The following is a 25,604-nucleotide window of genomic DNA, read 5'->3' on the forward strand; positions in this document are numbered from 1 at the left end:
TCAGAACCCTTGAAAAACGGCCGCTAGTGTAACCGAGAGGTACCGGGCCGCACAGATGAGGTATCAGCTTGGCACGCTCCAAGACCAGCCCGCGTTGGCTGAAAGAACATTTCGACGATCCCTATGTGAAGATGGCGCAACGCGATGGCTATCGTTCGCGCGCCAGCTACAAGCTGTTGGAGATCCAGGAAAAGGATCGCATCCTGCGCCCGGGCATGACCGTGGTCGACCTGGGTGCGGCGCCGGGCGGTTGGTCGCAGGTCACCAGCCGGGTCATCGGTGACAAGGGGCGGTTGATCGCTTCCGACATCCTGCCGATGGACAGCATTGCCGACGTGACCTTCATCCAGGGCGATTTCACCGAGGACGAGGTGTTCGGGCAGATATTGGAGGCGATCGGCGAGCATCCGGTCGACCTTGTGATTTCCGACATGGCCCCCAATATGAGTGGAGTGCGGGCCGCGGACCAGCCGCGGGCGATGTTCCTCTGCGAGCTGGCGCTGGACCTGGCCGCGCGCGTGCTGCGCCCGGGCGGGGATTTCCTGATCAAGATCTTTCAGGGCGAGGGTTTCGATGCTACCTGAAAGAGGTACGGCAGAACTTCGAGAAGGTGCAGATGCGCAAGCCGCTGTCTTCTCGCGATCGTTCCCGTGAGCAGTACCTGCTGGCGCGCGGCTTCAAGGGTGGCCAGGCCGACTAGCGGCCGCGGTGCCGAATGCCGGCCGCTGTGGTTCATGGAACAGGGCCTCGGTCGAACGAACGGCTAGACTGTTTCATGGGGTTACAGACCGGCTGCCAGTTCCGCTGCGTTGTGTAGTAAGTTAGGCCGAGCAACCAACCGGCCGTCATGCGGGCCCGCAGACAACGGGTTTGCTCCAGAGGGTAGTGAATTTGAACGACATGGCAAAAAACCTGATCCTGTGGCTGATCATCGCCGCCGTCCTGGTCACGGTGATGAACAACTTCTCCAGCCCGAGCGAGCCGCAGACGCTGAACTACTCGGACTTCCTCGAGCAGGTCAAGGAAGGGCGCGTGGAGCGCGTGACCGTCGATGGTTTTGTCATCATCGGCAAGCGCAGCGACGGCGATACCTTCAAGACCATTCGCCCGGCGATCCAGGACAACGGCCTGATCGGTGACCTGCTCAACAACAACGTGCTGATCGAAGGCAAGCAGCCGGAGCAGCAGAGCATCTGGACCCAGTTGCTGGTGGCCAGCTTCCCGATCCTGGTGATCATCGCCGTGTTCATGTTCTTCATGCGGCAGATGCAGGGCGGTGCGGGCGGCAAGGGCGGGCCGATGAGCTTCGGCAAGAGCAAGGCGCGCCTGCTATCGGAAGATCAGGTCAAGACCACCTTCGCCGACGTCGCCGGCTGCGACGAGGCCAAGGAAGAAGTGCACGAGCTGGTCGAGTTCCTGCGCGATCCCGGCAAGTTCCAGCGCCTGGGTGGCCGCATTCCGCGCGGCGTGCTGATGGTCGGCCCGCCCGGTACCGGTAAGACGCTGCTGGCCAAGGCCATCGCCGGCGAGGCCAAGGTGCCGTTCTTCACCATTTCCGGTTCCGACTTCGTCGAGATGTTCGTCGGCGTTGGCGCCAGCCGCGTGCGCGACATGTTCGAGCAGGCGAAGAAGCATGCGCCGTGCATCATCTTCATCGACGAGATCGACGCCGTCGGTCGTCATCGTGGCGCCGGCCTGGGTGGCGGGCACGACGAGCGTGAGCAGACCCTCAACCAGCTGCTGGTGGAGATGGACGGCTTCGAGATGAACGATGGCATCATCGTCATCGCCGCGACCAACCGTCCCGACGTGCTCGATCCGGCGCTGCTGCGCCCGGGCCGCTTCGACCGCCAGGTAGTGGTCGGCCTGCCGGATATCCGCGGCCGCGAACAGATTCTCAAGGTGCACATGCGCAAGGTGCCGGTCAGCGAGAACGTCGAGCCGGCGGTCATCGCCCGCGGTACGCCGGGCTTTTCCGGCGCCGACCTGGCCAACTTGGTCAACGAGGCCTCGTTGTTCGCCGCGCGGGCCAACAAGCGCATCGTCGAGATGCGCGAGTTCGAGCTGGCCAAGGACAAGATCATGATGGGCGCCGAGCGCAAGTCCATGGTCATGTCCGAGAAGGAGAAGCTCAACACCGCCTATCACGAGGCTGGCCACGCGATCGTCGGGCGTGTGGTGCCCGAGCATGATCCGGTCTACAAGGTTTCCATCATTCCCCGTGGTCGGGCGCTGGGCGTCACCATGTTCCTCCCCGAGGAGGATCGCTACAGCCTGTCCAAGCGGGCCCTGATCAGCCAGATCTGCTCGCTGTTCGGCGGGCGGATCGCCGAGGAGATGACCCTCGGTTTCGAAGGGGTCACCACCGGCGCGTCCAACGACATCATGCGCGCGACGCAGCTGGCGCGAAACATGGTCACCAAGTGGGGGCTCTCGGAGAAGCTCGGGCCGCTGATGTATGCGGAGGAGGAAGGCGAGGTGTTCCTCGGTCGCAGTGCCGGCAGCCAGCACGCCAATGTCTCCGGCGAAACCGCCAAGATGATCGATGAAGAGGTGCGCAGCATCATCGACCACTGCTACGGCACGGCCAAGCAGATCCTTTCGGACAATCGCGACAAGCTGGACATGATGGCCGAGGCGTTGATGAAGTACGAAACCATCGACGCGGCGCAGATCGACGACATCATGGCCGGGCGCCAGCCGCGTGAGCCTCGCGACTGGGAGGGCGGCTCCGGTGCCTCCGGAACGCCGGTGGTCCCGGATGACAGCCGTCCGGAAACGCCGATCGGCGGGCCCGCGGGCGAACACTGAGCGCCGGAGACCCGACGGTTCCGCTGGTCGCGATGAAAAGGGCTGTATCCGGAAGGGGCGCATAGGCGCCCCTTCTGGTGTAAATTGTCCTCCGATTCGTCCATGGTGACGCAGTTGGCCTGAAGCACCTGCGCAGGGCGCCCGGCCTGAAAGCTCAAGGCTCATAGAATGACTGATTCGTTTTCCCCGGCCCGGCTGTCCTGTGGCAACCGGGTTCTCGATCTATCCCGTCCGCACGTGATGGGGATTCTCAATGTCACCCCCGACTCCTTTTCCGATGGTGGCCGCTTCGCCGAGCGCGACGCCGCCCTGCGCCATGCCGGGGCGATGGTCGCCGCCGGGGCGACGCTGGTCGACGTGGGTGGCGAGTCCACCCGGCCCGGCGCCCGCTCGGTGTCGCCCACCGAGGAGCTGGAGCGGGTCGCGCCGATCGTCGAGGCGATTGCCCGCGAGCTGGATGTGGTCATCTCGGTGGATACCTCGACGCCCGCGGTCATCCGCGAATGCGCCCGGCTCGGCGCGGGGCTGATCAACGACGTCCGCTCGCTGCGGCGCGACGGTGCGCTGGACGCGGCGGCCGACAGCGGCCTGCCGGTGTGTCTGATGCACATGCTTGGCGAACCCGGCGACATGCAGGACGATCCGCGCTACGCCGACGTGACCGCCGAGGTCGGCGAATTCCTCGCCGGGCGGATGGCGGCCTGCGCGGCGGCGGGCATTCCTGCCGAGCGCATCGTCCTCGATCCCGGTTTCGGCTTCGCCAAGGCGCTGGAACACAATCTCAGTCTGTTCAAGCATATGCAGCAGTTGCAGCGCTTCGGTCGGCCGTTGCTGGTCGGCGTGTCGCGCAAGAGCATGATCGGCGGGGTGCTGGGGCGTGGTATCGACGAACGCCTGTACGGCAGCCTCGCGCTGGCGGCGCTGGCGGTGGGCAAGGGCGCGCAGATCGTGCGGGTGCACGACGTCGCCGAGACGGTCGATGTGGTTCGAATGATCGCTGCCGTGCAGGCAGCGGAATAGGGAAGTCCTCAATGAGTAGAAAATATTTCGGCACCGACGGCATTCGCGGACATGTCGGTCACTACCCCATCACCCCTGATTTCATGCTCAAACTGGGCTGGGCGGCGGGCATGGCCTTTCGCAAGCAGGGCAAATGCCGGATCCTGATCGGCAAGGACACGCGCATCTCGGGCTACATGTTCGAATCGGCCTGCAGGCCGGTCTGTCGGCGGCCGGCGCCGATGTGCTGCTATTGGGGCCGATGCCCACGCCGGCGGTCGCCTACCTGACCCGCACCTTCCATGCCGAGGCGGGCATCGTCATCAGCGCCTCGCACAATCCGCATCACGACAACGGCATCAAGTTCTTCTCCGGTAGCGGCACCAAGCTCCCCGACGAGGTCGAGCTGATGATCGAGGAGCTGCTCGATGCGCCGATGAGCGTGGTGGAGTCGGCGCAGTTGGGCAAGGCCTCGCGCATCAACGACGCCGCCGGACGCTATATCGAGTTCTGCAAGAGCAGCGTACCGACCAGTACCGATTTTTCCGGGCTGAAGCTGGTGATCGACTGTGCCCACGGCGCCACCTACAAGGTCGCGCCCAACGTGTTCCGTGAACTGGGCGCCGAGGTGGTGGTCATCGGTGCGCAGCCGGACGGGCTGAACATCAATGCCGACGTCGGCTCCACCCACGTTGGCCAGTTGCAAAAGGCCGTCGTCGAGCATGGCGCGGACATGGGCATCGCCTTCGATGGCGACGGCGACCGGGTGATGATGGTCGATCACACCGGGGCGGTCGTCGATGGCGACGAGCTGCTGTACATCATCGCCACCGACCTGCAGGAGCGAGACCGGCTTTCGGGCGGGGTGGTCGGCACCCTGATGAGCAATCTCGGCCTGGAGCTGGCGCTCAAGGCGCGCGAGATCCCCTTCGTCCGTGCCAAGGTCGGCGACCGCTATGTGATCGCCGAAATGCTCGAGCGTGGCTGGCCGCTGGGCGGGGAGAACTCCGGGCATATCGTCTGTGCGCAGCACACCACCACCGGCGATGCGATCATCGCTGCGCTGCAGGTGGTGCTGGCCCTGCGTCGTCGTGGACAGACATTGGCCCAGGAGCGGCTGGCCTGGCACAAGTGCCCGCAGGTGCTGATCAACGTGCGCTTCGCCGGCGATCGCGATCCCATCTCCCATCCGGACGTGCAGGCCGCCTGCGACAGCGTTACCGGGCGAATGGGCGGTCGCGGCCGCGTGCTGCTGCGCAAGTCGGGAACCGAACCGTTGGTGCGGGTGATGGTCGAGGGCGACGACGAAAAACAGGTGCGCAACCTGGCGGAGGAACTGGCCAAGGTCGTCGCTGAAGTTTGTGCGTGATCGCGCTTGCCAGGGCGTTGGCTGTTGAGTAACATCTGCGCCCACTTTGACCGATGAGGTAAAGCATGCGTCGCCCCATGGTAGCTGGTAACTGGAAGATGAACGGTACCCGCGCTAGCGTCGCAGAGCTGATCGAATCTCTCCGGATGCAGCAATTGCCTGCAGCGGTCGAGATTGCGGTGTTTCCCTCCTGTGTGCATATCAGTCAGGTCCTGGATGGTGTCGATGGCGTCGAAATCGCCGTAGGCGCCCAGGACAGCGCTGCGCAAACAGGCTTCGGGGCCTGACCGGTGAGGTATCGCCCGCGCAGTTGGTCGAAGCCGGTTGCGAGTGGGTTCTGGTTGGTCATTCCGAGCGTCGCCTGGTATTGGGCGAAAGCGACGAGGTGGTCAGCCGAAAGTTTTCAGCGGCACAGGCGAGTGGTTTGAAGCCTGTGTTGTGCCTGGGTGAGACGCTCGAAGAGCGCCAGGCGGGCAAGACGCTCGAGGTAGTCGGTCGGCAGCTGGCACGCGTGCTCGACGAGCAGGGCATCGCAGCCTTCGAGTCGGCGGTCATTGCGTACGAGCCGGTCTGGGCAATTGGCTCCGGGCTGACCGCGACGCCTGAGCAGGCCCAGGAGGTACATGCTGCCATTCGTGAGCAGCTGTCGCGCCGGGATCGCCGTGTCGCCGAAGGCGCAAGGCTCCTGTATGGCGGCAGTGTCAAGGCGGAGAATGCCGCCGAGCTGTTCGCGATGGCGGATATTGATGGGGGGCTGATTGGTGGTGCCTCTCTGAAAGCGGATGAATTCGGTGCGATCTGTCGCGCCGCGGGGAACTGAACAGATGTTGCAGACTGTTGTAATCGTGGTGCATCTGCTGGTTGCTCTGGGTGTGGTTGCACTGGTGCTGCTGCAGCAGGGCAAGGGTGCGGATGCCGGTGCGTCTTTCGGCTCGGGTGCTTCGGCAACCGTTTTCGGAAGCCAAGGTTCCGCTACCTTTTTGAGCCGAGTTACTGCTATACTTGCCGGCGTTTTTTTCGTGACCAGTCTGGGTCTGGCGTTTTTCGCCAAACAGCAGGCTGATCAACTGTCCCAGGCGGGGCTGCCGGATCCGGCGGTGCTGGAAGTTCCGGTCAGCAAGCCGGCCGTCGAGGATGTTCCTGTGCTTGAGGAGCGCAAGCCAGCGGATGCCGCGGGCGAGCTTCCCCAGGTAGAGGAAGGGCAATAAGGGTTTTTGCCGAGGTGGTGGAATTGGTAGACACGCTACCTTGAGGTGGTAGTGGCCATAGGCTGTAGGGGTTCGAGTCCCCTCCTCGGTACCAAACAAGCAGGCCCGCCTAGTGCGGGCTTTCTTGTGTTTCAAGGGTTCAGGTTGACCTGTATGTGGTGCGAGCCGTATAATTCGTGCCCAGTTTGACGCGGGGTGGAGCAGTCTGGTAGCTCGTCGGGCTCATAACCCGAAGGTCGTTGGTTCAAATCCAGCCCCCGCAACCAGTCGATAAAGAGCCCCTGTACAGGGGCTTTTTATTAGCTTGAGGCCAGGTCGCCGGCATTTACAGGCGGTCAAAAGGGATGGGCGTTTCGCCCATTTTTCATTTGTGAAGCATGCGCGAGGGACTTCGATGTCGAGCAAGCTAGAACAGTTGCAGGCCTTGTTGGCCCCGGTGGTCGAGGCGCTTGGCTATCAGTGCTGGGGCATTGAATTCATTTCCCAGGGGCGGCATTCGCTGCTGCGGGTCTATATCGATCATGCCGACGGCATTCTCATTGATGACTGCGAGAAGGTAAGCCGTCAGCTGAGTGGTGTGCTCGATGTGGAAGATCCGATCAGCGTGGACTACACCCTTGAGGTTTCTTCTCCGGGCATGGAGCGGCCGCTGTTCACCATCGAGCAGTACCGGGCGCATGTCGGTGAGCAGGTAAAAATAAAGCTGCGCTCGCCCTTCGAGGGCAGGCGCAATTTCCAGGGTCTTCTCCGCGGGGTGGAAGAGCAGGACGTGGTCGTGCAGGTCGATGATCACGAATACCTGCTGCCGATCGATTCGATCGACAAGGCCAACATAGTTCCCCGTTTTGACTGAGAGCGGATCCCGCGGACCCAATGGATTGCGAAAGGCGAGGCGTACGATGAGCAAAGAAGTACTGCTGGTTGTGGAGTCGGTGTCCAATGAAAAGGGCGTACCGGCGAGTGTGATTTTCGAGGCGCTGGAGCTGGCTTTGGCCACGGCTACCAAGAAGCGCTATGAAGACGAAGTCGATCTGCGTGTGGAAATCAATCGCCACAACGGCAGCTATGAAAGCTTCCGTCGCTGGACCGTCGTCGATGACGAGGACTTCGAGGATCCGGCCATTCAATTGACCCTCGATCAGGCGCAGGAACGCAAGCCCGACGCCAAGATCGGCGACGTGATCGAAGAGAAGATCGAATCCATCGAATTCGGTCGCATCGCGGCGCAGACCGCCAAGCAGGTCATCGTGCAGAAGGTGCGCGAGGCCGAGCGTGCGCAGGTGGTCGAGGCCTACCGCGATCGCCTGGGCGAAATCATCTCCGGCACGGTGAAGAAGGTGACCCGCGACAGCGTCATCGTCGACCTGGGCAACAACGCCGAGGCGCTGCTGGCGCGCGAGGACATCATCGCCCGCGAGACCTTCCGCGTCGGCGCCCGCGTTCGTGCGCTGCTCAAGGAGATCCGCACCGAGAACCGCGGCCCGCAGCTGATCCTGTCGCGTACCGCGCCGCAGATGCTGATCGAGCTGTTCCGCATCGAAGTGCCGGAGATCGCCGAAGGCCTGATCGAAGTCATGGGCGCCTCGCGTGACCCCGGTTCGCGGGCGAAGATCGCCGTTCGTTCCAAGGACAAGCGCATCGATCCGCAGGGCGCCTGCATCGGCATGCGCGGTTCGCGGGTCCAGGCCGTTTCCGGCGAGATCGGCGGCGAACGGGTCGACATCGTGCTGTGGGACGAGAACCCGGCGCAATTCGTCATCAATGCCATGGCCCCGGCGGAAGTCGCGGCGATCATCGTCGATGAAGATGCCCATGCCATGGACATCGCGGTTGCCGAAGACAATCTGGCCCAGGCTATCGGCCGCGGCGGCCAGAACGTGCGCCTGGCCAGCCAGCTGACCGGTTGGACGCTCAACGTGATGACCGAGGCCGACATCCAGGCCAAGCAGCAAGAAGAGACCGGCGACATCCTGCGCAGCTTCATCGACGAGCTGGATGTCGATGAAGAGCTGGCGCAGGTGCTGGTGGAAGAGGGCTTCACCTCCCTCGAAGAGATCGCCTATGTCCCCATGGAGGAAATGCTCGGCATCGAAGGCTTCGACGAGGACATCGTCAACGAGCTGCGCACGCGGGCCAAGGATCGCCTGCTGACCAAGGCCATCGCCAACGAGGAGAAGCTCGCCGACGCTCAGCCGGCCGAAGACCTGCTGGCCCTCGACGGCATGGACAACGAACTGGCGGTCGAGTTGGCCGTGCGGGGAGTCATCACCCGTGAAGACCTGGCCGAGCAGTCCATAGACGACCTGCTCGACATAGACGGCATCGATGAAGAACGTGCCGGCAAGCTGATCATGGCCGCCCGAGCCCACTGGTTCGAGTAAGCAATTAGCGGCCTGAGGAGAGAAATGCATGACGCAAGTCACGGTGAAAGAACTGGCCCAGGTGGTCGACACACCGGTCGAGCGACTGCTTCAGCAGATGCGTGAGGCAGGACTGTCGCACACCAGCGCCGAGCAAGTAGTGACCGATAACGAGAAACAGGCCCTGCTGGCCCATCTGAAGAGCAGCCATGGGGCGAAAGTGGACGAACCGCGCAAGATCACCTTGCAGCGCAAGACCACGACCAAGCTGAAGGTCGGTGGCAGCAAGACCATCAGCGTCGAAGTGCGCAAGAAGAAGACCTTCGTCAAGCGCAGCGCCGAGGAGATCGAGGCCGAGAAGCGTCGCGAGCTGGAAGAACAGCGCGCCGCCGAGGAAGCCGCTCGCCTGAAGGCCGAGGAAGAAGCCCGCCAGCGCGCCGAGGAAGAGGCCCGCCGTCAGGCCGAGCTGGCCAAGGCGCAGGCCGAGGCCGTTGCGCCTGCTGCTCCGGCGGCGGTCGAGCCCGCTGCCGCTACCGAGCTGGCGCCGGCCGCAGTCGAGCCTGCCGCTCCTGCACCGGAACGCAAGAAGGAAGAGCCGCGCCGCGTCGAGAAGCCGCGCAGCGACGATGACGAGCGCCGTGATCGCAAGCATGCCCAGCACCGTCCTTCGCTCAAGACCAAGGCGCCGCTCACGCGTACCGTGCGCAGCGGCGACGACGATGCGGATGGTTTCCGTCGCGGTGGTCGTGGCAAGTCCAAACTCAAGAAACGTAACCAGCATGGGTTCCAGAGCCCGACAGGACCGGTCGTGCGCGAAGTGTCGATTGGCGAGACCATCACTGTGGCCGAACTGGCCCAGCAGATGTCGGTGAAGGCTGCCGAAGTCATCAAGTTCATGTTCAAGATGGGTTCGCCGGTCACCATCAACCAGGTGCTCGATCAGGAGACCGCACAGCTGGTGGCCGAAGAGCTCGGCCACAAGGTCAAGCTGGTCAGCGACAATGCGCTGGAAGAACAGCTGGCCGAGCTGCTGAAGTTCGAAGGCGAGGAAGTGACCCGGGCGCCAGTGGTGACCGTGATGGGTCACGTCGACCACGGCAAGACCTCGCTGCTGGACTACATCCGTCGTGCCAAGGTGGCGGTCGGCGAAGCCGGCGGCATCACCCAGCACATCGGTGCCTACCACGTGGAAACCGATCGCGGCATGGTCACCTTCCTCGATACCCCGGGCCACGCGGCGTTCACCGCCATGCGTGCCCGCGGTGCCAAGGCGACCGACATCGTGATCCTGGTCGTGGCGGCCGACGACGGCGTGATGCCGCAGACCCAGGAAGCCGTCCAGCACGCCAAGGCGGCCGGTGTTCCAATCGTCGTCGCGGTGAACAAGATCGACAAGCCGGAAGCCAATCCGGACAACATCAAGAACGGCCTGGCCGCGCTCGATGTGATCCCCGAGGAGTGGGGCGGCGACACGCCGTTCATTCCGGTTTCCGCCAAGGTCGGTACCGGTGTCGACGAACTGCTCGAAGCCGTACTGCTGCAGGCCGAGATCCTCGAACTCAAGGCCACGCCGTCGGCGCCGGGTCGCGGTGTGGTGGTCGAGTCGCGCCTGGACAAGGGCCGTGGCCCGGTGGCCACCGTGCTGGTCCAGGACGGTACGCTGCGCCAGGGCGACATGGTGCTGTGCGGCGTCAACTTCGGCCGCGTGCGCGCCATGCTCGACGAGAATGGCAAGCCGGTGAAGGAAGCCGGTCCGGCGATTCCGGTCGAGATTCTCGGTCTGGACGGTACGCCGGAAGCCGGTGACGACCTCACCGTGGTCGCCGACGAGAAGAAGGCCCGCGAAGTCGCGTTGTTCCGTCAGGGCAAGTTCCGCGAAGTGAAGCTGGCCCGTGCTCATGCCGGCAAGCTCGAGAACATTTTCGAGACCATGGGCCAGGACGAGAAGAAGACGCTCAACATCGTCCTCAAGGCCGACGTGCGCGGCTCGCTCGAGGCACTGCAGGGCTCGCTCAACGGCCTGGGCAACGACGAGGTGCAGGTGCGCGTGGTCGGTGGCGGCGTCGGTGGTATCACCGAGTCCGATGCCAACCTGGCGCTGGCCTCCAACGCGGTGCTGTTCGGCTTCAACGTGCGCGCCGACGCCGGTGCGCGCAAGATCGTCGAGGCCGAGGGCCTGGACATGCGCTACTACAACGTCATCTACGACATCATCGAAGACGTCAAGAAGGCGCTCACCGGCATGCTCGGCAGCGACGTGCGCGAGAACATCCTTGGCATCGCCGAGGTCCGCGACGTGTTCCGTTCGCCGAAGTTCGGTGCGGTCGCCGGTTGCATGGTCACCGAGGGTATGGTGCACCGCAATCGTCCGATCCGCGTGCTGCGCGACGACGTGGTCATCTTCGAGGGCGAGCTGGAATCGCTGCGCCGCTTCAAGGATGACGTCTCGGAAGTCCGCGCCGGCATGGAATGCGGTATCGGCGTGAAGAGCTACAACGACGTCAAGGTCGGCGACAAGATCGAAGTGTTCGAGAAGGTCGAAGTGGCGCGTTCGCTCTGACGAGCAGCGGTAAGCCTCAAGCGGCAAGCTTCAAGAGGTGGCCTGGCCCACCGATTGAGCTTGCCGTTTGGCTTTTCGGTATTTTTTCCGCTTGAAGCTTAGCGCTTGAAGCTTGAGGCAGCTTTATATGGCCAAAGAATACAGCCGTACCCAGCGTATCGGCGACCAGATGCAACGCGAGCTGGCCCTGCTCATCCAGCGCGAGATCAAGGATCCGCGCCTGGGCCTGGTGACCATCACCGGCGTCGAGGTCAGCCGCGATCTGTCCCACGCGAAGATCTACATCACCATCATGGGCCGTGACGACGAGGAGGCGGTCAAGGGCAACCTGCGCATCCTCAACGAGGCCGCCGGCTTCCTGCGCATGCAATTGGGCAAGGCCATGAAGCTGCGCAGCGTTCCGCAACTGCATTTCAACTACGACGCGAGCATCCGCCGCGGCGTCGAGCTGAGTTCGCTGATCGAGCGGGCGGTCGCCGAAGACCGCAAGCACAGCGACGAGCGAGGAGAGTGAGCGTGGCACAGGTCAAGCGTGTGCGCCGCAACGTCAGCGGCATCATCCTGCTCGACAAGCCGCGCGGGTTCACCTCCAACGCCGCGCTGCAGAAGGTTCGCTGGCTGCTCAACGCGGAAAAGGCCGGGCATACCGGCAGCCTTGATCCGCTGGCGACCGGCGTGCTGCCGCTGTGCTTCGGCGAGGCCACCAAGTTCTCCCAGTACCTGCTCGATGCCGACAAGGCCTACGAGACGGTCATGCAGCTGGGGGTGACCACCACCACCGCCGATGCCGAGGGCGAAGTCCTCGAGCGCAAGCCGGTAGCGGTTACCCGCGAGCAACTGGAGGCCCTGCTGCCGCGCTTCCGTGGCGATATCCAGCAGGTGCCGCCGATGTACTCGGCGCTCAAGCGCGATGGCCAGCCGCTGTACAAGCTGGCGCGTGCCGGAGAGGTGGTGGAGCGCGAGCCGCGTTCTGTTAATATTGCGCGCCTGGAGCTGCTCGCACTCGACGGTGACCGGGCACGGCTGGCCGTGGCCTGCAGCAAAGGCACCTATATCCGCACCCTGGTCGAGGATCTCGGTCAGCTGCTGGGTTGCGGTGCGCATGTCGCCGAGCTGCGGCGTACCCAGGCCGGTCCGTTCGAGCTGTCCCAGACGGTCGCACTGGAGACGCTGGAACGGTTGCACGCCGAAGGCGGTGCCGAGGCCCTGGATGCCTTGCTGCAGCCGGTGGATAGCGGGTTGGAGCACTGGCCGCTGTTGCAGCTGTCCGAGCACAGCGCCTATTACTGGCTGCACGGGCAGCCGGTACGGGCACCGGAAGCGCCGAAGTACGGCATGGTCCGCGTGCAGGACCACAATGGCCGCTTCATTGGTATCGGTGAAGTGAGCGAAGACGGGCGCATCGCGCCGCGTCGACTGATTCGGTCGGAATGACCGTTGCGCATCGCGTTCTGCGCGGTGCGTCGAGGGTGGCTGTCAGCAGGCACGGTCATTTCTCTTTACTAAACACGGGATGATTCCCGGCCTGTTCACTCAAGGAGCCCATCATGGCACTGAGCGTTGAAGAAAAAGCCCAGATCGTTAACGAGTACAAGCAAGCTGAAGGCGACACCGGTTCCCCGGAAGTGCAGGTAGCCCTGCTGACCGCCAACATCAACAAGCTGCAAGGCCACTTCAAGGCCAACGGCAAGGACCACCACTCGCGTCGTGGTCTGATCCGCATGGTCAACCAGCGCCGCAAGCTGCTGGATTACCTGAAGGGTAAGGACACCACTCGTTACAGCGCCCTGATCGGCCGTCTGGGTCTGCGTCGCTAAGACGCAACCGAGCTGGAAGCCAGAAGCTGGAAGCTCGAAGTTGAAAGCCAGGGGCCTGCCCCCCGCTTCCAGCTTCGGGCTTCCAGCTTTTAGCTATCCATAGGGAATGAATCGGGTCCGACTCCCGCCATTCCACCGATTTCCCCAAAGGCAACAAAGAGAAGGAAAAACCGTGAATCCGGTAATCAAGAAATTCCAGTTCGGTCAGTCGACCGTAACCCTCGAGACGGGCCGCATCGCCCGCCAGGCATCCGGCGCAGTGCTGGTGACCGTCGATGACGACGTCAGCGTACTGGTGACCGTGGTCGGCGCCAAGACCGCCGACCCGAGCAAGGGCTTCTTCCCGCTGTCCGTGCACTACCAGGAGAAGACCTACGCCGCCGGCAAGATCCCCGGTGGCTTCTTCAAGCGCGAAGGCCGTCCTTCCGAGAAGGAAACCCTGACTTCGCGCCTGATCGACCGGCCGATCCGCCCGCTGTTCCCGGAAGGCTTCATGAACGAAGTGCAGGTCGTCTGCACCGTCGTCTCCACCAGCAAGAAGACCGACCCGGACATCGCTGCGATGATCGGCACCTCGGCGGCGCTGGCCATCTCCGGCATCCCCTTCGACGGCCCGATCGGTGCCGCCCGCGTGGCCTTCCACGAGAGCACCGGCTACCTGCTGAACCCGACCTACGAGCAGCTCAAGGCCTCCAGCCTGGACATGGTCGTGGCCGGTACCGAAGAAGCGGTGCTGATGGTCGAATCCGAAGCCCAGGAGCTGACCGAAGACCAGATGCTCGGCGCCGTGCTGTTCGCCCACCAGGAATTCCAGACCGTGATCCAGGCGGTCAAGGAACTGGCCGCCGAAGCCGGCAAGCCGGCCTGGGACTGGCAGCCCGCTCCGGCCAACAGCGTGCTGCTGGACGCCATCCGCAACGAGTTCGGTGCGGAAATCTCCAAGGCCTACACCATCACCCTCAAGCAGGACCGCTACAACCGTCTCGGCGAGCTGCGTGATCAGGCCGTGGCCAAGCTCTCCGGCGAAGAAGGCCAGCCGAGCGCCGGCGAAGTGAAGGACGCTTTCGGCGAGATCGAATACCGCACCGTGCGCGAGAACATCGTCAACGGCCAGCCGCGTATCGACGGCCGCGACACCCGCACCGTGCGTCCGCTGAGCATCGAGGTCGGCGTGCTGCCCAAGACCCACGGCTCGGCGCTGTTCACCCGTGGCGAAACCCAGGCGCTGGTGGTGGCCACTCTCGGCACCGCGCGCGACGCCCAGCTGCTCGACACCCTGGAAGGCGAGAAGAAGGACGCCTTCATGCTGCACTACAACTTCCCGCCGTTCTCGGTCGGTGAGTGTGGCCGCATGGGCGGTGCCGGTCGCCGCGAGATCGGCCACGGCCGCCTGGCCCGTCGTGGCGTCGCCGCGATGCTGCCGCGCGAGGACGAGTTCCCCTACACCATCCGCGTGGTGTCCGAGATCACCGAATCCAACGGCTCCAGCTCCATGGCCTCGGTCTGCGGCGCCTCGCTGGCGCTGATGGATGCCGGTGTGCCGATGAAGGCGCCGGTCGCCGGTATCGCCATGGGCCTGGTCAAGGAAGGCGACAAGTTCGCCGTGCTGACCGATATCCTCGGCGACGAAGACCACCTGGGCGACATGGACTTCAAGGTCGCCGGTACCGCCAAGGGCGTCACCGCGCTGCAGATGGACATCAAGATCCAGGGCATCACCGAAGAGATCATGGAAATCGCCCTGGGCCAGGCCTTGGAAGCGCGCCTGAATATCCTCGGCCAGATGAACCAGGTCATCGCCCAGTCGCGCAGCGAACTGTCGGCCAACGCGCCGACCATGCTGGCGATGAAGATCGACCAGGACAAGATCCGCGACGTGATCGGCAAGGGCGGCGCCACCATCCGCGCCATCTGCGAAGAGACCAAGGCCTCGATCGACATCGAGGACGACGGTTCGATCAAGATCTTCGGCGAGACCAAGGAAGCGGCCGAGGCGGCCAAGCAGCGCGTGCTGGGCATCACCGCCGAGGCGGAAATCGGCAAGATCTATGTTGGCAAGGTCGAGCGCATCGTCGACTTCGGCGCCTTCGTCAACATCCTGCCGGGCAAGGATGGCCTGGTGCACATCTCGCAGATCAGCGACCAGCGCATCGAGAAGGTCACCGACGTGCTCAAGGAAGGTCAGGAAGTGAAGGTGCTGGTGTTGGACGTGGACAACCGCGGCCGCATCAAGCTGTCCATCAAGGACGTGGCGGCGGCGGAAGCTTCCGGCGTCTGAACCGGCATTCCTTGCTGACGAAAAGGGCCTTCGGGCCCTTTTTGTTTGCCTGCGATTCCTGATATCGCACCGTCGGGAGATTGCAAGATGCACGCGCCAGGATTGCCAAGCTTGCATTGTGCAAGTGATCGGGCTTCGATGCTTGTTATTAACTAATTGATTTTATTGGCGAAATTTTTATTTCGAGATTGGCACGCCGCTTGCGCTAAATATTCGTGAGTTCTGAGGCCGGAGTCATGCCGCAGAAAACCATGAGAACAGGAGTGACATCTATGAAGACTATTCAGACTCTGACTGCCACCGCCATCGCCGCTGCCCTCAGCCTGCCGCTCGCCGGTACCGTGCTGGCCGACACTTCGCCCGCCATCGACGAAGCCTCCAATGTCATGTTGGCCGCCAACGACACCATGAACGATGCCGGTGATGCGGTTTCCGATACCTGGATCACGACCAAGGTGAAGTCGGCTCTGCTGGCCGAGGATGCGACTCCGGGTATGGATATCGAAGTGGAAACCAAGGATGGCGTCGTCTCGCTGTCCGGTACCGTCGCTACCGAAGCGGAAAAGGAAGCCGCTATCACCAAGGCCCAGGGCATCAAGGGCGTGCGTGATGTGTCCGCCGACGGCCTGAAGGCCGCCGAGTAAGGGTTGGGCCCGCTGCCAAGGGCGGCGGCAAGGCCGATGAAAAAGCCCCGCTTCGGCGGGGCTTTTTCATGGCTCCGTTACGGGGGCTGGCTCGATGTGCGAGCACCGACACTCAGTTGCCTCGCCGGCTGCGTATGCCGCGCAACCGGCTGCCCTCGAAGCGCAGGAAATGGAGCATGCCGTGATTCGGTCCGTAGATCCACTCCTCGACCGCCACTTCCTGCCGGTAGCCGTAATCGTCGATAACCTCCTTGTAGCCCACCAGCGAGCTGCTGGCCGGTTCGCCGCACTTGCTGCGAACCTCGGTCGTCGTCGCCTCCAGGCTGACCAGGCGACTGTTGCAGCGATAGGTGGAAGACGCCTGCGCCTGGAAGCCGAGCAACATCAGGCAGAGCAGGCTGGTGAATGCGCGGCGCTCCATCGATTTGCTCCTCAGTTGGCCCTGCGGGTCTCGATGCGCACCAGGCGATTGCCCTCGAAGGTCAGGATGCTGAGCATGCCGTTGCTGGGGCCGTAGACCCACTCTTCCAGCTTGAACTCATGACGGTCGTCGCGGCTGAGGCTGTAGCCGACCAGGTCCCGGTGCGTGGGTGGGCCGCACTTGCGCTCGACTTCGAAGGCGCGGTCGCCGGTGCTCACCAGCTGGCTGCCACAGCGCAAGGTGTCGGCCTGGACGCCCGCGGCGGTGGACAGCAGCAGGCAGGCGACGAGCCGTTTGTTCGATTGCATCATTAGCTCCCCAGATGCAGCATGGTCGCGACCTTGCCGTCGGGCTCCGCCTCGGCCGTTCCGGTATCGAGCAAATAGATGCGCTCGGCATCGAGGCCGGCCTGCACCAGATGGTCCTTGATCGCCGCGGCGCGTTGCTGGCTGAGCTGGCGCAGCAACGCGGTATTGCCGGCCCAGGAGTCGACAACCGCCTGGCGCAGTCGCTGGGTACGCTCCTCGGGCTCGAGTTCCCGCCATTCGGCCGGAGGCTGTTGCTTGAGCCGGCTGCGATAGATGCCTTCGAGCAAGGGGGCCTCGTCGTCCTCGTCGATCTGGATCTGGCTGGCGTCCGCCGGCACCTTGTCGCCGCGGCGCTGCAGGATGCGGTACCAGGTCTCGCGATATTCCTGCTGCAGGCGCCGCTCGGCCAACAGCGGGCCGTCGGCTGCGCTGGCGCTCATGCCCTCGACCTCCAGCTGCAGCGCCGGGCGCTGTTGGAGGGCGGAGACCAGGGTGTCCAGGGCCTGGCGCGCTTCGCCGTCCAGCTCGCTGCTCGCCGGGGCGAAGCGTACCTGGCTGAGATCGACCTGGTCGCCGCCGACCAGCCCGGCGATGAACTTGAACGGTGCCTGTGCCGCGCGCAGGACCAGATTGCGCAGCGTCTGCCAGATGATCGGCATGACGCTGAACTGTGGATCGTTGAGATTGCCCTGCACCGGCAGTTCGATGGAAATGGTGCCCTTGGTATCCTTCAGCAGGGCCACCGCCAGGCGCACCGGCAGGTCCACCGCGTCGGGGCTGTCGACCTTCTCGCCGAGCTGCAGCTGTTCCACCACTACCTTGTTCTCGGCGTTCAGCTGGCCCTGCTGGATGCGGTAATGCAGGTCCAGGTCGAGGCGGCCCTTGCGGATGCGGTAGCCGGCGAATTTGCCGGAGTAGGGGGTGAGGGTGGTCAGTTCGACCTGGCGAAAACGGGTGGCGATGTCCAGGCTCTGCAGCGGGTCGAAGGGGGTCAGGCTGCCCTTGATGCTTACCGGGGCGTACTGGTCCACCTTGCCGGCGATATCCACCGAGGCGGCCTTCTGCTCGCGGTTGTCCAGCGTGCCGATGCTGCCGTTGAGCGACTGGATGGCGGTGGCGAACGGCGGGCGCAGGCTGAAGTCGGCGAAGTTCGCCGAGCCGTCGGCAATGGCGATGCCGCCGATACGCAGCGCCAACGGTTGCGCCTGCGTCGCCGCGGGTTCTTCCGTCGGCTCGCCGCGGTCGACCATGAGGTCGTTGATGTTGGTGCTCAGGTCCGGGTTGATGATGAAGCGTGCGTAGGGCTGGTTCAGGTCGATGCGCTCGATTTCCAGGCGGCTGGGGTGCTGGTAGTCCAGGCCGCTCAGTTGCAGCCGCTGCCATTTGACGAAATCGCGGTTGTTGAGGGTATCCAGGGTGTGCAGCTGGGTTGCCTCGGCCTGGCCGCGGACGCTGAACGCCAGCGGTTCGGTGCCCTGCAGCTCGACGTCGAGTTCGCTCGAGAGCATGCCGCTACGCAGTTCGAGGCGGACCAGCGGGCTGATATAGGCCTGGGCGATCCGCAGGTCGATGTCGCGGGTGGTGACGGCGAGCTTGCCGCTCATCGGGCTCAGTTGCAATTGTCCGGTAGCCTGGAGCGCCCCTTGCCTGCCCACGCCGCTTTCCAGCTTGAGTTTGAAAGGGCTGGTGCCCAGGCTGTCGAAGTCCGCCACGTCCAGGTTCAGCGGGCCCAGCTCCAGCGCCACTTCGTCCTGCGGCACCCGGTCGGCGAGGTGCACGTGGTAATCGCGCAGCTGCGCATCATGCAGGAGTACCTGCCAGGGTTTGCCCGGTTCGTCTTGCTCGGCGGCTGGCGAGCCTTCGGTGGGGGCCTCCGGTGTGCTACTGGCGGTGGCGAACAGCTTCTGCCAATCCAGCTCGCCATCGGCTTCGCGCGCGGCCCAGGTTTCGAGATTGCGGCTGCGCAGCGTGCCGATGCTGACCTGCTGCGCGACCAGGTCCACGCTGGTCTCACCCAGCACGAGCTGCTCCAGGCGAACCAGCGGGCGGCCCTGCGGATTGTCGACGGCCAGCGCTGCCAGCGTCAGCGTGGCGTTGTGCAGATCGAGTGCCAGCCCTTGGCTGAGGTCCAGCCGGTAGTCCGTGCTCAGGTCGAGGCTGCCGTCCTCCAGCATCAGCGGCGCGGCGTCGCGGATATAGGGGCGGAAATCCGTGAGGGCCAGCTTGCTGACCTTCAACCGGCCGTGGGAGGCCAGCGGCTGCAGGCTGAACTGGCCCTGCCAGTCGACGCGGCCGCCGCCCGGGCCGCTGGCGGCGAGGCTCGCATCGGCGCTGTCGTCGGCCCGGCTGGTGAGGTTGTGCAGTTCGAAATCCAGCGCATCGTAGACCAGGTCGATCGGCTCGCTCGGGCGGCGGTCCTGGAAGTGCAGGTAGCCGCGGGCCAGTTGCAGGCGGTCGATACGCAGCGGGAACAGGCCGCTTTCTTCCTCAGGCTCCGGCGCTTCGGTTTCCGGCAGCTCGAACAGTCGGCTGAGGTTGAGCACGCCATCATCGGCGAAGCGCACTTCGCTGCGCGGCGCCGTCAGCTCGACGGAGGCCAGGTGCAGGGTGCGCTGCCACAGACTGTCCCATTGCAGGTTCAGATAGAGCTGTTCGAAGGCCAGTTGGCGATCGTCGGCCTCGCCGATGCGCAGCTCGAACAGGTCCAGTTCGAGGCTGAAGGGGTTGAATTCGATGCGCTCCAGGCTCGCCGGCACGGTCGCGTAGGCGGCCAGCTGCTGGTTGGCGATGCGCTGCAGGGCACCGGGCAGGATCAGGAAGCCGAGCAGGCAATAGAAGATCAGCGCGAGCGCGACGCCGCTAAGCGCTCGCTTCATTCCGTTGGGCATGACCGAACAGGTTCCTTGCGATGGATTGCCTTGGAGTATGGCATGCCGATGGGGTTCCTCGAATCCGTTGCCGTCGGCAATGCGTTCGAGCCCGCAGAATTGGTCGCCGGCACTGAAGTGCGGGCTAGCGGGGCGGCAGGCCCATGCGCCGGCGGGCGCGGTGCACCGAACCATTGCGCACGGCCCAGCGCAGCAGCGGCGCGGTACATCGCACGCCGGTGCGGATCAACTGGCGCCGCTGTGCCGTCAGCGGCAGGCCGAACAGTTCGCTGGCCCAATCGGGCAGCAGCTCGACCCCGGCGTGCAGCATCAGCATGCCGAAGGGACTGGCCAGGGCGCTGGGTGCGGGGGCCGCGCGTAGAATCCGGAGGATTTCCCGCGAGCGTTCGTCACAGCGCAGCTGCGGGCGGATGCGTTCCAGGTAGTCGTCCACCTGCGCGCGCGAGCGTGGCACGTCGCGGGCGCCGAGACGCTCGGCGATCAGCGCGACTTCCGCGTAGTAGCGATCCTGCGCGTGGTCCGGCAGGGTCGGGTCGAGATAGCGCAGGTGCGACTTGAGGAAGCTGCTCACTTCGGCGACATGCACCCAGGTCAGCAGGTCCGGATCGGATGCCGCGTAGGGCCTGCCGTCCGGCGCATGTCCGGTGACCTGCAGGTGAATCGCCCGGACCCGTTCGATCAGCCTCTCGGCATCGGCCCGGCTGCCGAAGGTGGTTGCGGAAATGAACTGCCCGGTGCGGCGCAGGCGGCCGAGCAGATCCTCGCGGAAGTTCGAGTGGTCCCAGACGCCGGCCAGCGCCAGGGGATGCAGCGCCTGCAGCAGCAGCGCGGAGATGCCACCGACGAGCATCGAGGTGAAATCACCATGGACCCGCCAGCACACCGATTCGGGGCCGAACAGGCCGGGATCGCCCGGCGGGTTCTCGTAGTCGATGCCGCCGAGCGCGAGCCCGGTGAGGCTGAGGACCTGGGTTTCGATACGGCGGCGGAGAAATTCCATGGCGCGTCTGGTCGATGAGTGGACGGCCATGCTAGCGCGTCGCGGGCGGGATGCGGGACTGGAGGGCGCAATGTAGGCGCCGGCTTGCCGGCGATCGCTGGCGCCGCCCGGCCATCGTGGCCGGGCGGGCAGGGGAGCTCAGCCGCGATGGCGGCCGCGGAAGAAGTCGATCAGGCCCTGGGTCGAGGCATCTTCGGCCGGCGGACTGTCGTAGCTGGTCAGACGGCCATAGACGCCCTTGCCGAGCTCCTTGCCCAGCTCCACGCCCCACTGGTCGAAGGAGTTGATGCCCCAGATCACGCCCTGCACGAAGACCTTGTGCTCGTACAGCGCGATCAAGGCGCCGAGGCGGCCGGGGCTGATGCTCTCGGTGACCAGGGTGTTGCTCGGACGGTTGCCGGGGATCACCTTGTGCGGCGCCAGGCGCTGGACTTCCGCTTCCGCCAGGCCCTTGGCGCGCAGCTCGGCCTCGGCCTCCTCGCGGGTCTTGCCGAGCATCAGTGCCTGGCTCTGCGACAGGCAGTTGGCGTACAGCCACTCCTGGTGGTCGGCGACCGGGTTGTGGCTGACCACCGGGACGATGAAGTCCGCCGGGATCAGCGGCGTGCCTGGTGCAGCAACTGGTGGTAGGCGTGCTGGCCGTTGCAGCCGACGCCGCCCCAGATCACCGGGCCGGTGCCGCAGGACACCGGTGTACCGTCCTGGCGCACGCTCTTGCCGTTGGATTCCATATCCATCTGCTGCAGGTGTTTGACGAAGTTGCGCAGGTAGTGGTCGTAGGGCAGGAAGGCGTAGCTCTGCGCGCCCCAGAAGTTGTGGTACCAGACGCCGAGCATCGCCAGCAGCACCGGCATGTTGGTTTCGAACGGCTCGTGGAGGAAATGCTGGTCCATGCTGTAGGCGCCGGACAGCAGGTCCTTGAAGTTGTGCATGCCGATCGCCAGGGCGATGGGCAGGCCGATGGCCGACCACAGCGAGTAGCGTCCGCCGACCCAGTCCCACATGGGGAAGATGTTCTTTTCGCGGATGCCGAAATCCAGCGCCGCCTGCTTGTTGCTGGTCACGGCGATGAAGTGGCGGTAGAGCTTCTCCTCGGTGCCGCCGCGGGCCAGGTACCAGGTGCGCGCGGCCTGGGCGTTCTTCAGTGTCTCGAGGGTGCCGAAGGATTTGCTGGAAACGATGAACAGGGTGGTTTCGGCATTGAGGTTGGCGGTCACCTCGCGGAACTCGCTGCCGTCGATATTGGCCAGGTAGTGGCAGCGCACGCCGCACTGCTGGGTGAAGGGCAGCAGCGCCTCGGAGACCAGCTGCGGGCCGAGGAAGGAGCCGCCGATGCCGATGTTCACCACGTCGGTGATCGGCTTGTCGTTGTAGCCGCGCCACAGGTGGTTGTGGATGCGCCCGACGATGTCGGTCATCTGCGCCAGGGCGCCATGCACCTCGCGCATCAGGTTCTCGCCGTCGACGATCAGGTTGTCGCCCATCGGCCGGCGCAGCGCGGTGTGCAGGGCCGGGCGGTTTTCCGAGGCATTGACCCGCTCGCCGTTGAACATGGCGTGGGCGGCCTGCTCGACGCCGGCTTCGCGGGCCAGATTGACCAGCAGCGCACGGGTTTCGGGGGTGATCAGGTTTTTCGAATAATCGAGGAACAGGCCGCAGCAGGAAACCGACAGCTCTTCGAAACGCGCGGGGTCGGCCTGGAAGGCCTCGCGCATGTTGAAGTTCTGCATGGCCAGGCGGTGTTCTTCCAGGGCCTTCCAGGATGGCAGGCCGGTGACATCGAGGGGGTGCTGGTAGTAGCTCATGGTGATGCGGCTTCCTTTGCTGGCGGGCCACTGAAAACTGCACGGTTGGCGGCACCGGTGTGTGCGCTATGGCCGCGGCAGGATTCACTGACTCGCATGATCGTGCGGGCACGCCGGCACTCGTCCTGAATGCTGGGGATGCTGACCGAACCCGGCTTCCACCGAGCTGGCGATGGCACATCCTATGCCATCACAGACTGCTCTGACAGGGGAACCCCCGCTGCGTTCCGAAGGACTCCAGGCGAATCGTCCCGTCGCGCCGAGTAGTCCTGCGGGGCGTCGGGGCACAAAAAAGCCCGAAGCGCGCTGGGTGCTTCGGGCTTCGTGAGCGCCGTCGAGGGGCGTCAGGCGACCTGGACGGGAATCGCGTTGCTGGTGTGGCTGAGCTCGCCATCGGCGCCCATGTAGAGCACGTGCGGCTTGAAGCTGGCCAGCTCGGCCTCGCTGTAGTGGGCGTAGGCGCAGATGATCAGGCGATGACCGACGGCGGCCTTGTGCGCGGCGGCACCGTTGACGGAAATGATCTTCGAGCCTTCCTCGCCGCGAATGGCATAGGTGGTGAAGCGTTCGCCGTTGTCGACGTTGTAGATCTGGATCTGTTCGTACTCGCGGATGCCGGCCAGGTCCAGCCAGTCGCCGTCGATGGCGCAGGAGCCTTCATAGTCGAGCACCGAGTGGGTCACCTGGGCGCGGTGCAGTTTGGCCTTGAGCATGATGGCGTGCATGGCTGGGGTCCTCCGGGGGCGCAAGCGGCGCAGAGTGTGCCTCAAGCCTCGAGTGCGATCAAGGCTGTGGACGGATGGGGTCGGTCAGGCGGATGCGCCGGTGTCGACCAGCAGGTTGTCGATCAGCCGCGTCTTGCCGAGATAGGCGGCGACGAGGATGACCAGCTCGCGCGAGGTCGCGCTGACCGGTTGCAGGTCGCTGGCGTTGCGGATTTCCAGGTAGTCCGGACGCAGCCCGGCGGCCTGCAGCTGCTCCAGGCCCTCGGCGATCAGCGCGGAGTAATCGCGCCGGCCGCCGCGGATCGCCTCGTCCAGCTGGCGCAGCGTGCGATACAGCGCCGGCGCGGCGGCACGCTCGGCATCGCCGAGGTAGCCATTGCGCGAGGACAGCGCCAGGCCGTCCTCGGCGCGCACGATGGGCTCGGAGATGATCTGTACCGGCATGTTCAGGTCGCGGACCATGGTGCGGATCACCGCCAGTTGCTGGAAATCCTTCTGGCCGAACACGGCCAGGTCCGGCATGACCATGTTGAACAGCTTGGTGACCACCGTGGAGACGCCGTCGAAATGGCCCGGGCGGCTGCCGCCGCAGAGCCCTTCGGACACGCCCGGCACACGGACGAGAGTCTGCTGTGCCTGGCCGTGTGGGTACATCTCCTCCACGCTGGGCGCGAACAGCAGGTGGCAGCCGGCTTCGAACAGCTTGTCCTGGTCCGCCGCGAGGGTGCGCGGGTAGCTGTCCAGGTCCTCGTTGGGGCCGAACTGCAGCGGGTTGACGAAGATGCTGGCGACCACGAAGTCGGCGCGCTGGCCGGCCTTCTTCACCAGCGCGATGTGGCCGGCGTGCAGGTTGCCCATGGTCGGCACGAAGCCGATCCGCTTGCCTTCGCTGCGCGCACGGGCTACTGCGGCGCGCAGGTCGGCAATGGTCTTGACGATGTTCATGCGGAAAAACCGTGTTCGGCTGCGGGGAATTCGGCGGCCTTGACCGCTTTTGCATAGGCGGCGATGGCGGAGGGAATGTCGCCGTGCTCGCGCATGAAGTTCTTGACGAACTTCGGCACACGGCCGCTGAGCGACAGCCCGAGCATGTCGTGCAGCACTAGGACCTGGCCATCGGTGCCGCTGCCGGCGCCGATGCCGATCACCGGGATGGCGACCGCCTGGGTGATGCGCGCGGCCAACTCGCTGGGCACGCATTCGAGCAGCAGCATGGCGGCGCCTGCCGCCTCCAGCGCCTGGGCGTCGGCGAGCATCTGCTGCGCCTGAGCCTCTTCGCGGCCCTGGACCTTGTAGCCGCCGAAGATGTTCACCGCTTGCGGCGTCAGCCCCATGTGCGCGCAGACCGGGATGCCGCGCTCGGCCAGCAGCGTGATGGACTCGGCCAGCCAGGCCGCGCCTTCGAGCTTGATCATGTGTGCGCCGGCCTGCATCAGCAGCGCCGAGTTGTTCAGGGTCTGCTCGGTGGTGGCGTTGGCCATGAACGGCAGGTCGGCGACGATCATCGCCCCGCGGTTGCCGCGCTTGACGCTGGCGGTGTGGTAGACCATGTCGGCGATGGTGACCGGCAGGGTGCTGTCGTGCCCTTGCAGGACCATGCCGAGCGAGTCGCCGATCAGCAGCATCTCGACGCCGGCGTCGCAGGCTGTCTTGGCGAAGGTGGCGTCATAGCAGGTGAGCATGACGATCTTCTCGCCCTTCTGCTTGAGCCCTTGCAGCGTGGTCAGGGTTACGTCTGGCATGAATGCCGTCCTCTTCGAGCTTTCGCAGAGCGATCAGGATTGCCGGCCGACACCAGGATGGGGCGGCTCGCCCCAATACGATGCGTGCCGGCAGAGGGCGCTTATAGTCCGGTTGGTGGAAGGTGAAGTCAATCGCGAGTGTTACCTGCTCGTTACGTTCGTTACCGCTGGGGTGACAGCGGCCCCACTCAGGCGCTCGAGCCCGCTGAAGGGGCAGGCGGCGAGCAGTTCGGCGAGGCTGCGGCCGTCGGCCAGGCGCAGCTCCGGCGGCGCGATCTCGGCCAGCGGATAGAGCACGAAGGCCCGCGCCTGCATGTGATAGTGCGGCACCTGCAGGCGTGGCTGGTCGATCAGCCGCTCGCCGAACAGCAGGATATCCAGATCGAGGGTGCGTGGGCCCCAGCGCTCGGCCTTGCGCTCGCGGCCCTGGGCCAGCTCGATGCGTTGCAGGGCATCGAGCAGCGCCAGCGGCGCGAGGTCCGTGTCCAGTGCGGCGACGGCATTGACGTAGCGCGGCTGGTCGGCGGGCCCGAGCGGGTCGCTGGCGTACAGCGAGGAAACGGTGACCAGGCGGCTCTGCGGTAGCTCGGCCAGCGCCTGCAGGGCGCCGCGCAATTGCCGCAGCGGGTCGGCCAGGTTGCTGCCCAGGCCGATATAGACGCGCTCCAT

The 25,604-nt window shown here is 64.8% G+C and carries 19 protein-coding genes, 2 tRNA genes and 4 pseudogenes; 16 read left to right on the top strand and 9 right to left on the bottom strand.

The genetic code is table 11. The features are described from left to right. The first annotated feature begins 131 nt into the window (after nucleotides 1-131). From BAY1663_RS06775 to BAY1663_RS06850, 16 genes and pseudogenes are all read left to right on the top strand, one after another. A pseudogene (locus BAY1663_RS06775) lies at nucleotides 132-700 on the top strand (RlmE family RNA methyltransferase). 200 nt (nucleotides 701-900) lie between these two features. Then, entirely contained in the window at nucleotides 901-2,811 is a 1,911-nt protein-coding gene (gene ftsH / locus BAY1663_RS06780) for an ATP-dependent zinc metalloprotease FtsH (RefSeq protein WP_037038864.1), read from the top strand. Nucleotides 2,812-2,979: 168 nt separating this feature from the next. Further along, nucleotides 2,980-3,831, top strand: a complete 852-nt coding sequence (folP, locus tag BAY1663_RS06785; protein WP_037038867.1) for a dihydropteroate synthase — start codon at nucleotides 2,980-2,982, stop codon at nucleotides 3,829-3,831. An 11-nt stretch (nucleotides 3,832-3,842) separates the two neighbouring features. Beyond that, a pseudogene (gene glmM, locus BAY1663_RS06790) lies at nucleotides 3,843-5,179 on the top strand (phosphoglucosamine mutase). Between the two features lie 65 nt (nucleotides 5,180-5,244). Continuing rightward, nucleotides 5,245-5,999, top strand: a pseudogene (tpiA, locus tag BAY1663_RS06795) (triose-phosphate isomerase). Nucleotides 6,000-6,003: 4 nt separating this feature from the next. After that, a complete protein-coding gene (secG, locus tag BAY1663_RS06800; RefSeq protein ID WP_037038870.1) occupies nucleotides 6,004-6,387 on the top strand; it encodes a preprotein translocase subunit SecG in 384 nt (127 codons plus the stop codon). Nucleotides 6,388-6,395: 8 nt separating this feature from the next. Continuing rightward, nucleotides 6,396-6,481, top strand: a tRNA-Leu gene (locus BAY1663_RS06805). 95 nt (nucleotides 6,482-6,576) lie between these two features. After that, nucleotides 6,577-6,653 (top strand) — tRNA-Met (locus BAY1663_RS06810). A gap of 128 nt (nucleotides 6,654-6,781) precedes the next feature. Further along, nucleotides 6,782-7,240 carry a ribosome maturation factor RimP gene (rimP, locus tag BAY1663_RS06815; protein WP_037038874.1) on the top strand — a complete coding sequence of 153 codons (459 nt, stop codon included), beginning with the start codon at nucleotides 6,782-6,784 and terminating at the stop codon, nucleotides 7,238-7,240. A 46-nt stretch (nucleotides 7,241-7,286) separates the two neighbouring features. Then, on the top strand, nucleotides 7,287-8,768 hold the full coding sequence (gene nusA / locus BAY1663_RS06820; protein WP_037038876.1) for a transcription termination factor NusA: 1,482 nt from the start codon (nucleotides 7,287-7,289) through the stop codon (nucleotides 8,766-8,768). Between the two features lie 28 nt (nucleotides 8,769-8,796). Continuing rightward, complete coding sequence (gene infB / locus BAY1663_RS06825) at nucleotides 8,797-11,307, top strand: translation initiation factor IF-2 (protein WP_037038878.1); 2,511 nt, start codon at nucleotides 8,797-8,799, stop codon at nucleotides 11,305-11,307. 127 nt (nucleotides 11,308-11,434) lie between these two features. Next, complete coding sequence (gene rbfA / locus BAY1663_RS06830) at nucleotides 11,435-11,821, top strand: 30S ribosome-binding factor RbfA (RefSeq protein ID WP_037038880.1); 387 nt, start codon at nucleotides 11,435-11,437, stop codon at nucleotides 11,819-11,821. 2 nt (nucleotides 11,822-11,823) lie between these two features. Then, nucleotides 11,824-12,741, top strand: coding sequence for a tRNA pseudouridine(55) synthase TruB (gene truB, locus BAY1663_RS06835; RefSeq protein ID WP_037038882.1), 918 nt, complete (start codon nucleotides 11,824-11,826; stop codon nucleotides 12,739-12,741). Between the two features lie 113 nt (nucleotides 12,742-12,854). Then, nucleotides 12,855-13,124, top strand: coding sequence for a 30S ribosomal protein S15 (gene rpsO / locus BAY1663_RS06840; RefSeq protein WP_003240577.1), 270 nt, complete (start codon nucleotides 12,855-12,857; stop codon nucleotides 13,122-13,124). A 172-nt stretch (nucleotides 13,125-13,296) separates the two neighbouring features. Continuing rightward, nucleotides 13,297-15,402 (top strand): polyribonucleotide nucleotidyltransferase, encoded by a 2,106-nt coding sequence (gene pnp, locus BAY1663_RS06845; protein WP_037038884.1) that lies wholly within the window; start codon nucleotides 13,297-13,299, stop codon nucleotides 15,400-15,402. Between the two features lie 272 nt (nucleotides 15,403-15,674). Beyond that, nucleotides 15,675-16,046: a BON domain-containing protein gene (locus BAY1663_RS06850; protein ID WP_037038886.1), complete on the top strand. Its 372-nt coding sequence runs from the start codon at nucleotides 15,675-15,677 to the stop codon at nucleotides 16,044-16,046. Between the two features lie 112 nt (nucleotides 16,047-16,158). On the opposite strand, the gene BAY1663_RS06855 is transcribed toward BAY1663_RS06850, so the two are convergent. The 9 genes and pseudogenes from BAY1663_RS06855 to folK all read right to left on the bottom strand — a co-directional run bounded on the left by BAY1663_RS06855 (nucleotide 16,159) and on the right by folK (nucleotide 25,604). Continuing rightward, nucleotides 16,159-16,467, bottom strand: coding sequence for a DUF2845 domain-containing protein (locus BAY1663_RS06855; RefSeq protein ID WP_037038889.1), 309 nt, complete (start codon nucleotides 16,465-16,467; stop codon nucleotides 16,159-16,161). Nucleotides 16,468-16,478: 11 nt separating this feature from the next. Continuing rightward, nucleotides 16,479-16,775: a DUF2845 domain-containing protein gene (locus BAY1663_RS06860; RefSeq protein ID WP_037038891.1), complete on the bottom strand. Its 297-nt coding sequence runs from the start codon at nucleotides 16,773-16,775 to the stop codon at nucleotides 16,479-16,481. A gap of 2 nt (nucleotides 16,776-16,777) precedes the next feature. Next, entirely contained in the window at nucleotides 16,778-19,663 is a 2,886-nt protein-coding gene (locus BAY1663_RS06865; RefSeq protein ID WP_037038893.1) for a DUF748 domain-containing protein, read from the bottom strand. 124 nt (nucleotides 19,664-19,787) lie between these two features. After that, on the bottom strand, nucleotides 19,788-20,663 hold the full coding sequence (locus BAY1663_RS06870; RefSeq protein ID WP_037038895.1) for an oxygenase MpaB family protein: 876 nt from the start codon (nucleotides 20,661-20,663) through the stop codon (nucleotides 19,788-19,790). Between the two features lie 138 nt (nucleotides 20,664-20,801). Next, nucleotides 20,802-22,468, bottom strand: a pseudogene (gene pgi, locus BAY1663_RS06875) (glucose-6-phosphate isomerase). A 344-nt stretch (nucleotides 22,469-22,812) separates the two neighbouring features. Continuing rightward, nucleotides 22,813-23,193 carry an aspartate 1-decarboxylase gene (panD, locus tag BAY1663_RS06880; protein WP_037038897.1) on the bottom strand — a complete coding sequence of 127 codons (381 nt, stop codon included), beginning with the start codon at nucleotides 23,191-23,193 and terminating at the stop codon, nucleotides 22,813-22,815. Between the two features lie 84 nt (nucleotides 23,194-23,277). Continuing rightward, nucleotides 23,278-24,138, bottom strand: coding sequence for a pantoate--beta-alanine ligase (gene panC / locus BAY1663_RS06885; RefSeq protein WP_037038900.1), 861 nt, complete (start codon nucleotides 24,136-24,138; stop codon nucleotides 23,278-23,280). After that, on the bottom strand, nucleotides 24,135-24,935 hold the full coding sequence (gene panB / locus BAY1663_RS06890; protein ID WP_037038902.1) for a 3-methyl-2-oxobutanoate hydroxymethyltransferase: 801 nt from the start codon (nucleotides 24,933-24,935) through the stop codon (nucleotides 24,135-24,137). Before panB ends, panC begins: the two co-directional genes overlap by 4 nt. A 141-nt stretch (nucleotides 24,936-25,076) precedes the next feature. Then, complete coding sequence (gene folK, locus BAY1663_RS06895) at nucleotides 25,077-25,604, bottom strand: 2-amino-4-hydroxy-6-hydroxymethyldihydropteridine diphosphokinase (RefSeq protein ID WP_037038904.1); 528 nt, start codon at nucleotides 25,602-25,604, stop codon at nucleotides 25,077-25,079.

The organism is Pseudomonas sp. BAY1663 (genome assembly GCF_000582595.1).
Classification (GTDB): domain Bacteria; phylum Pseudomonadota; class Gammaproteobacteria; order Pseudomonadales; family Pseudomonadaceae; genus Stutzerimonas; species Stutzerimonas stutzeri_AF.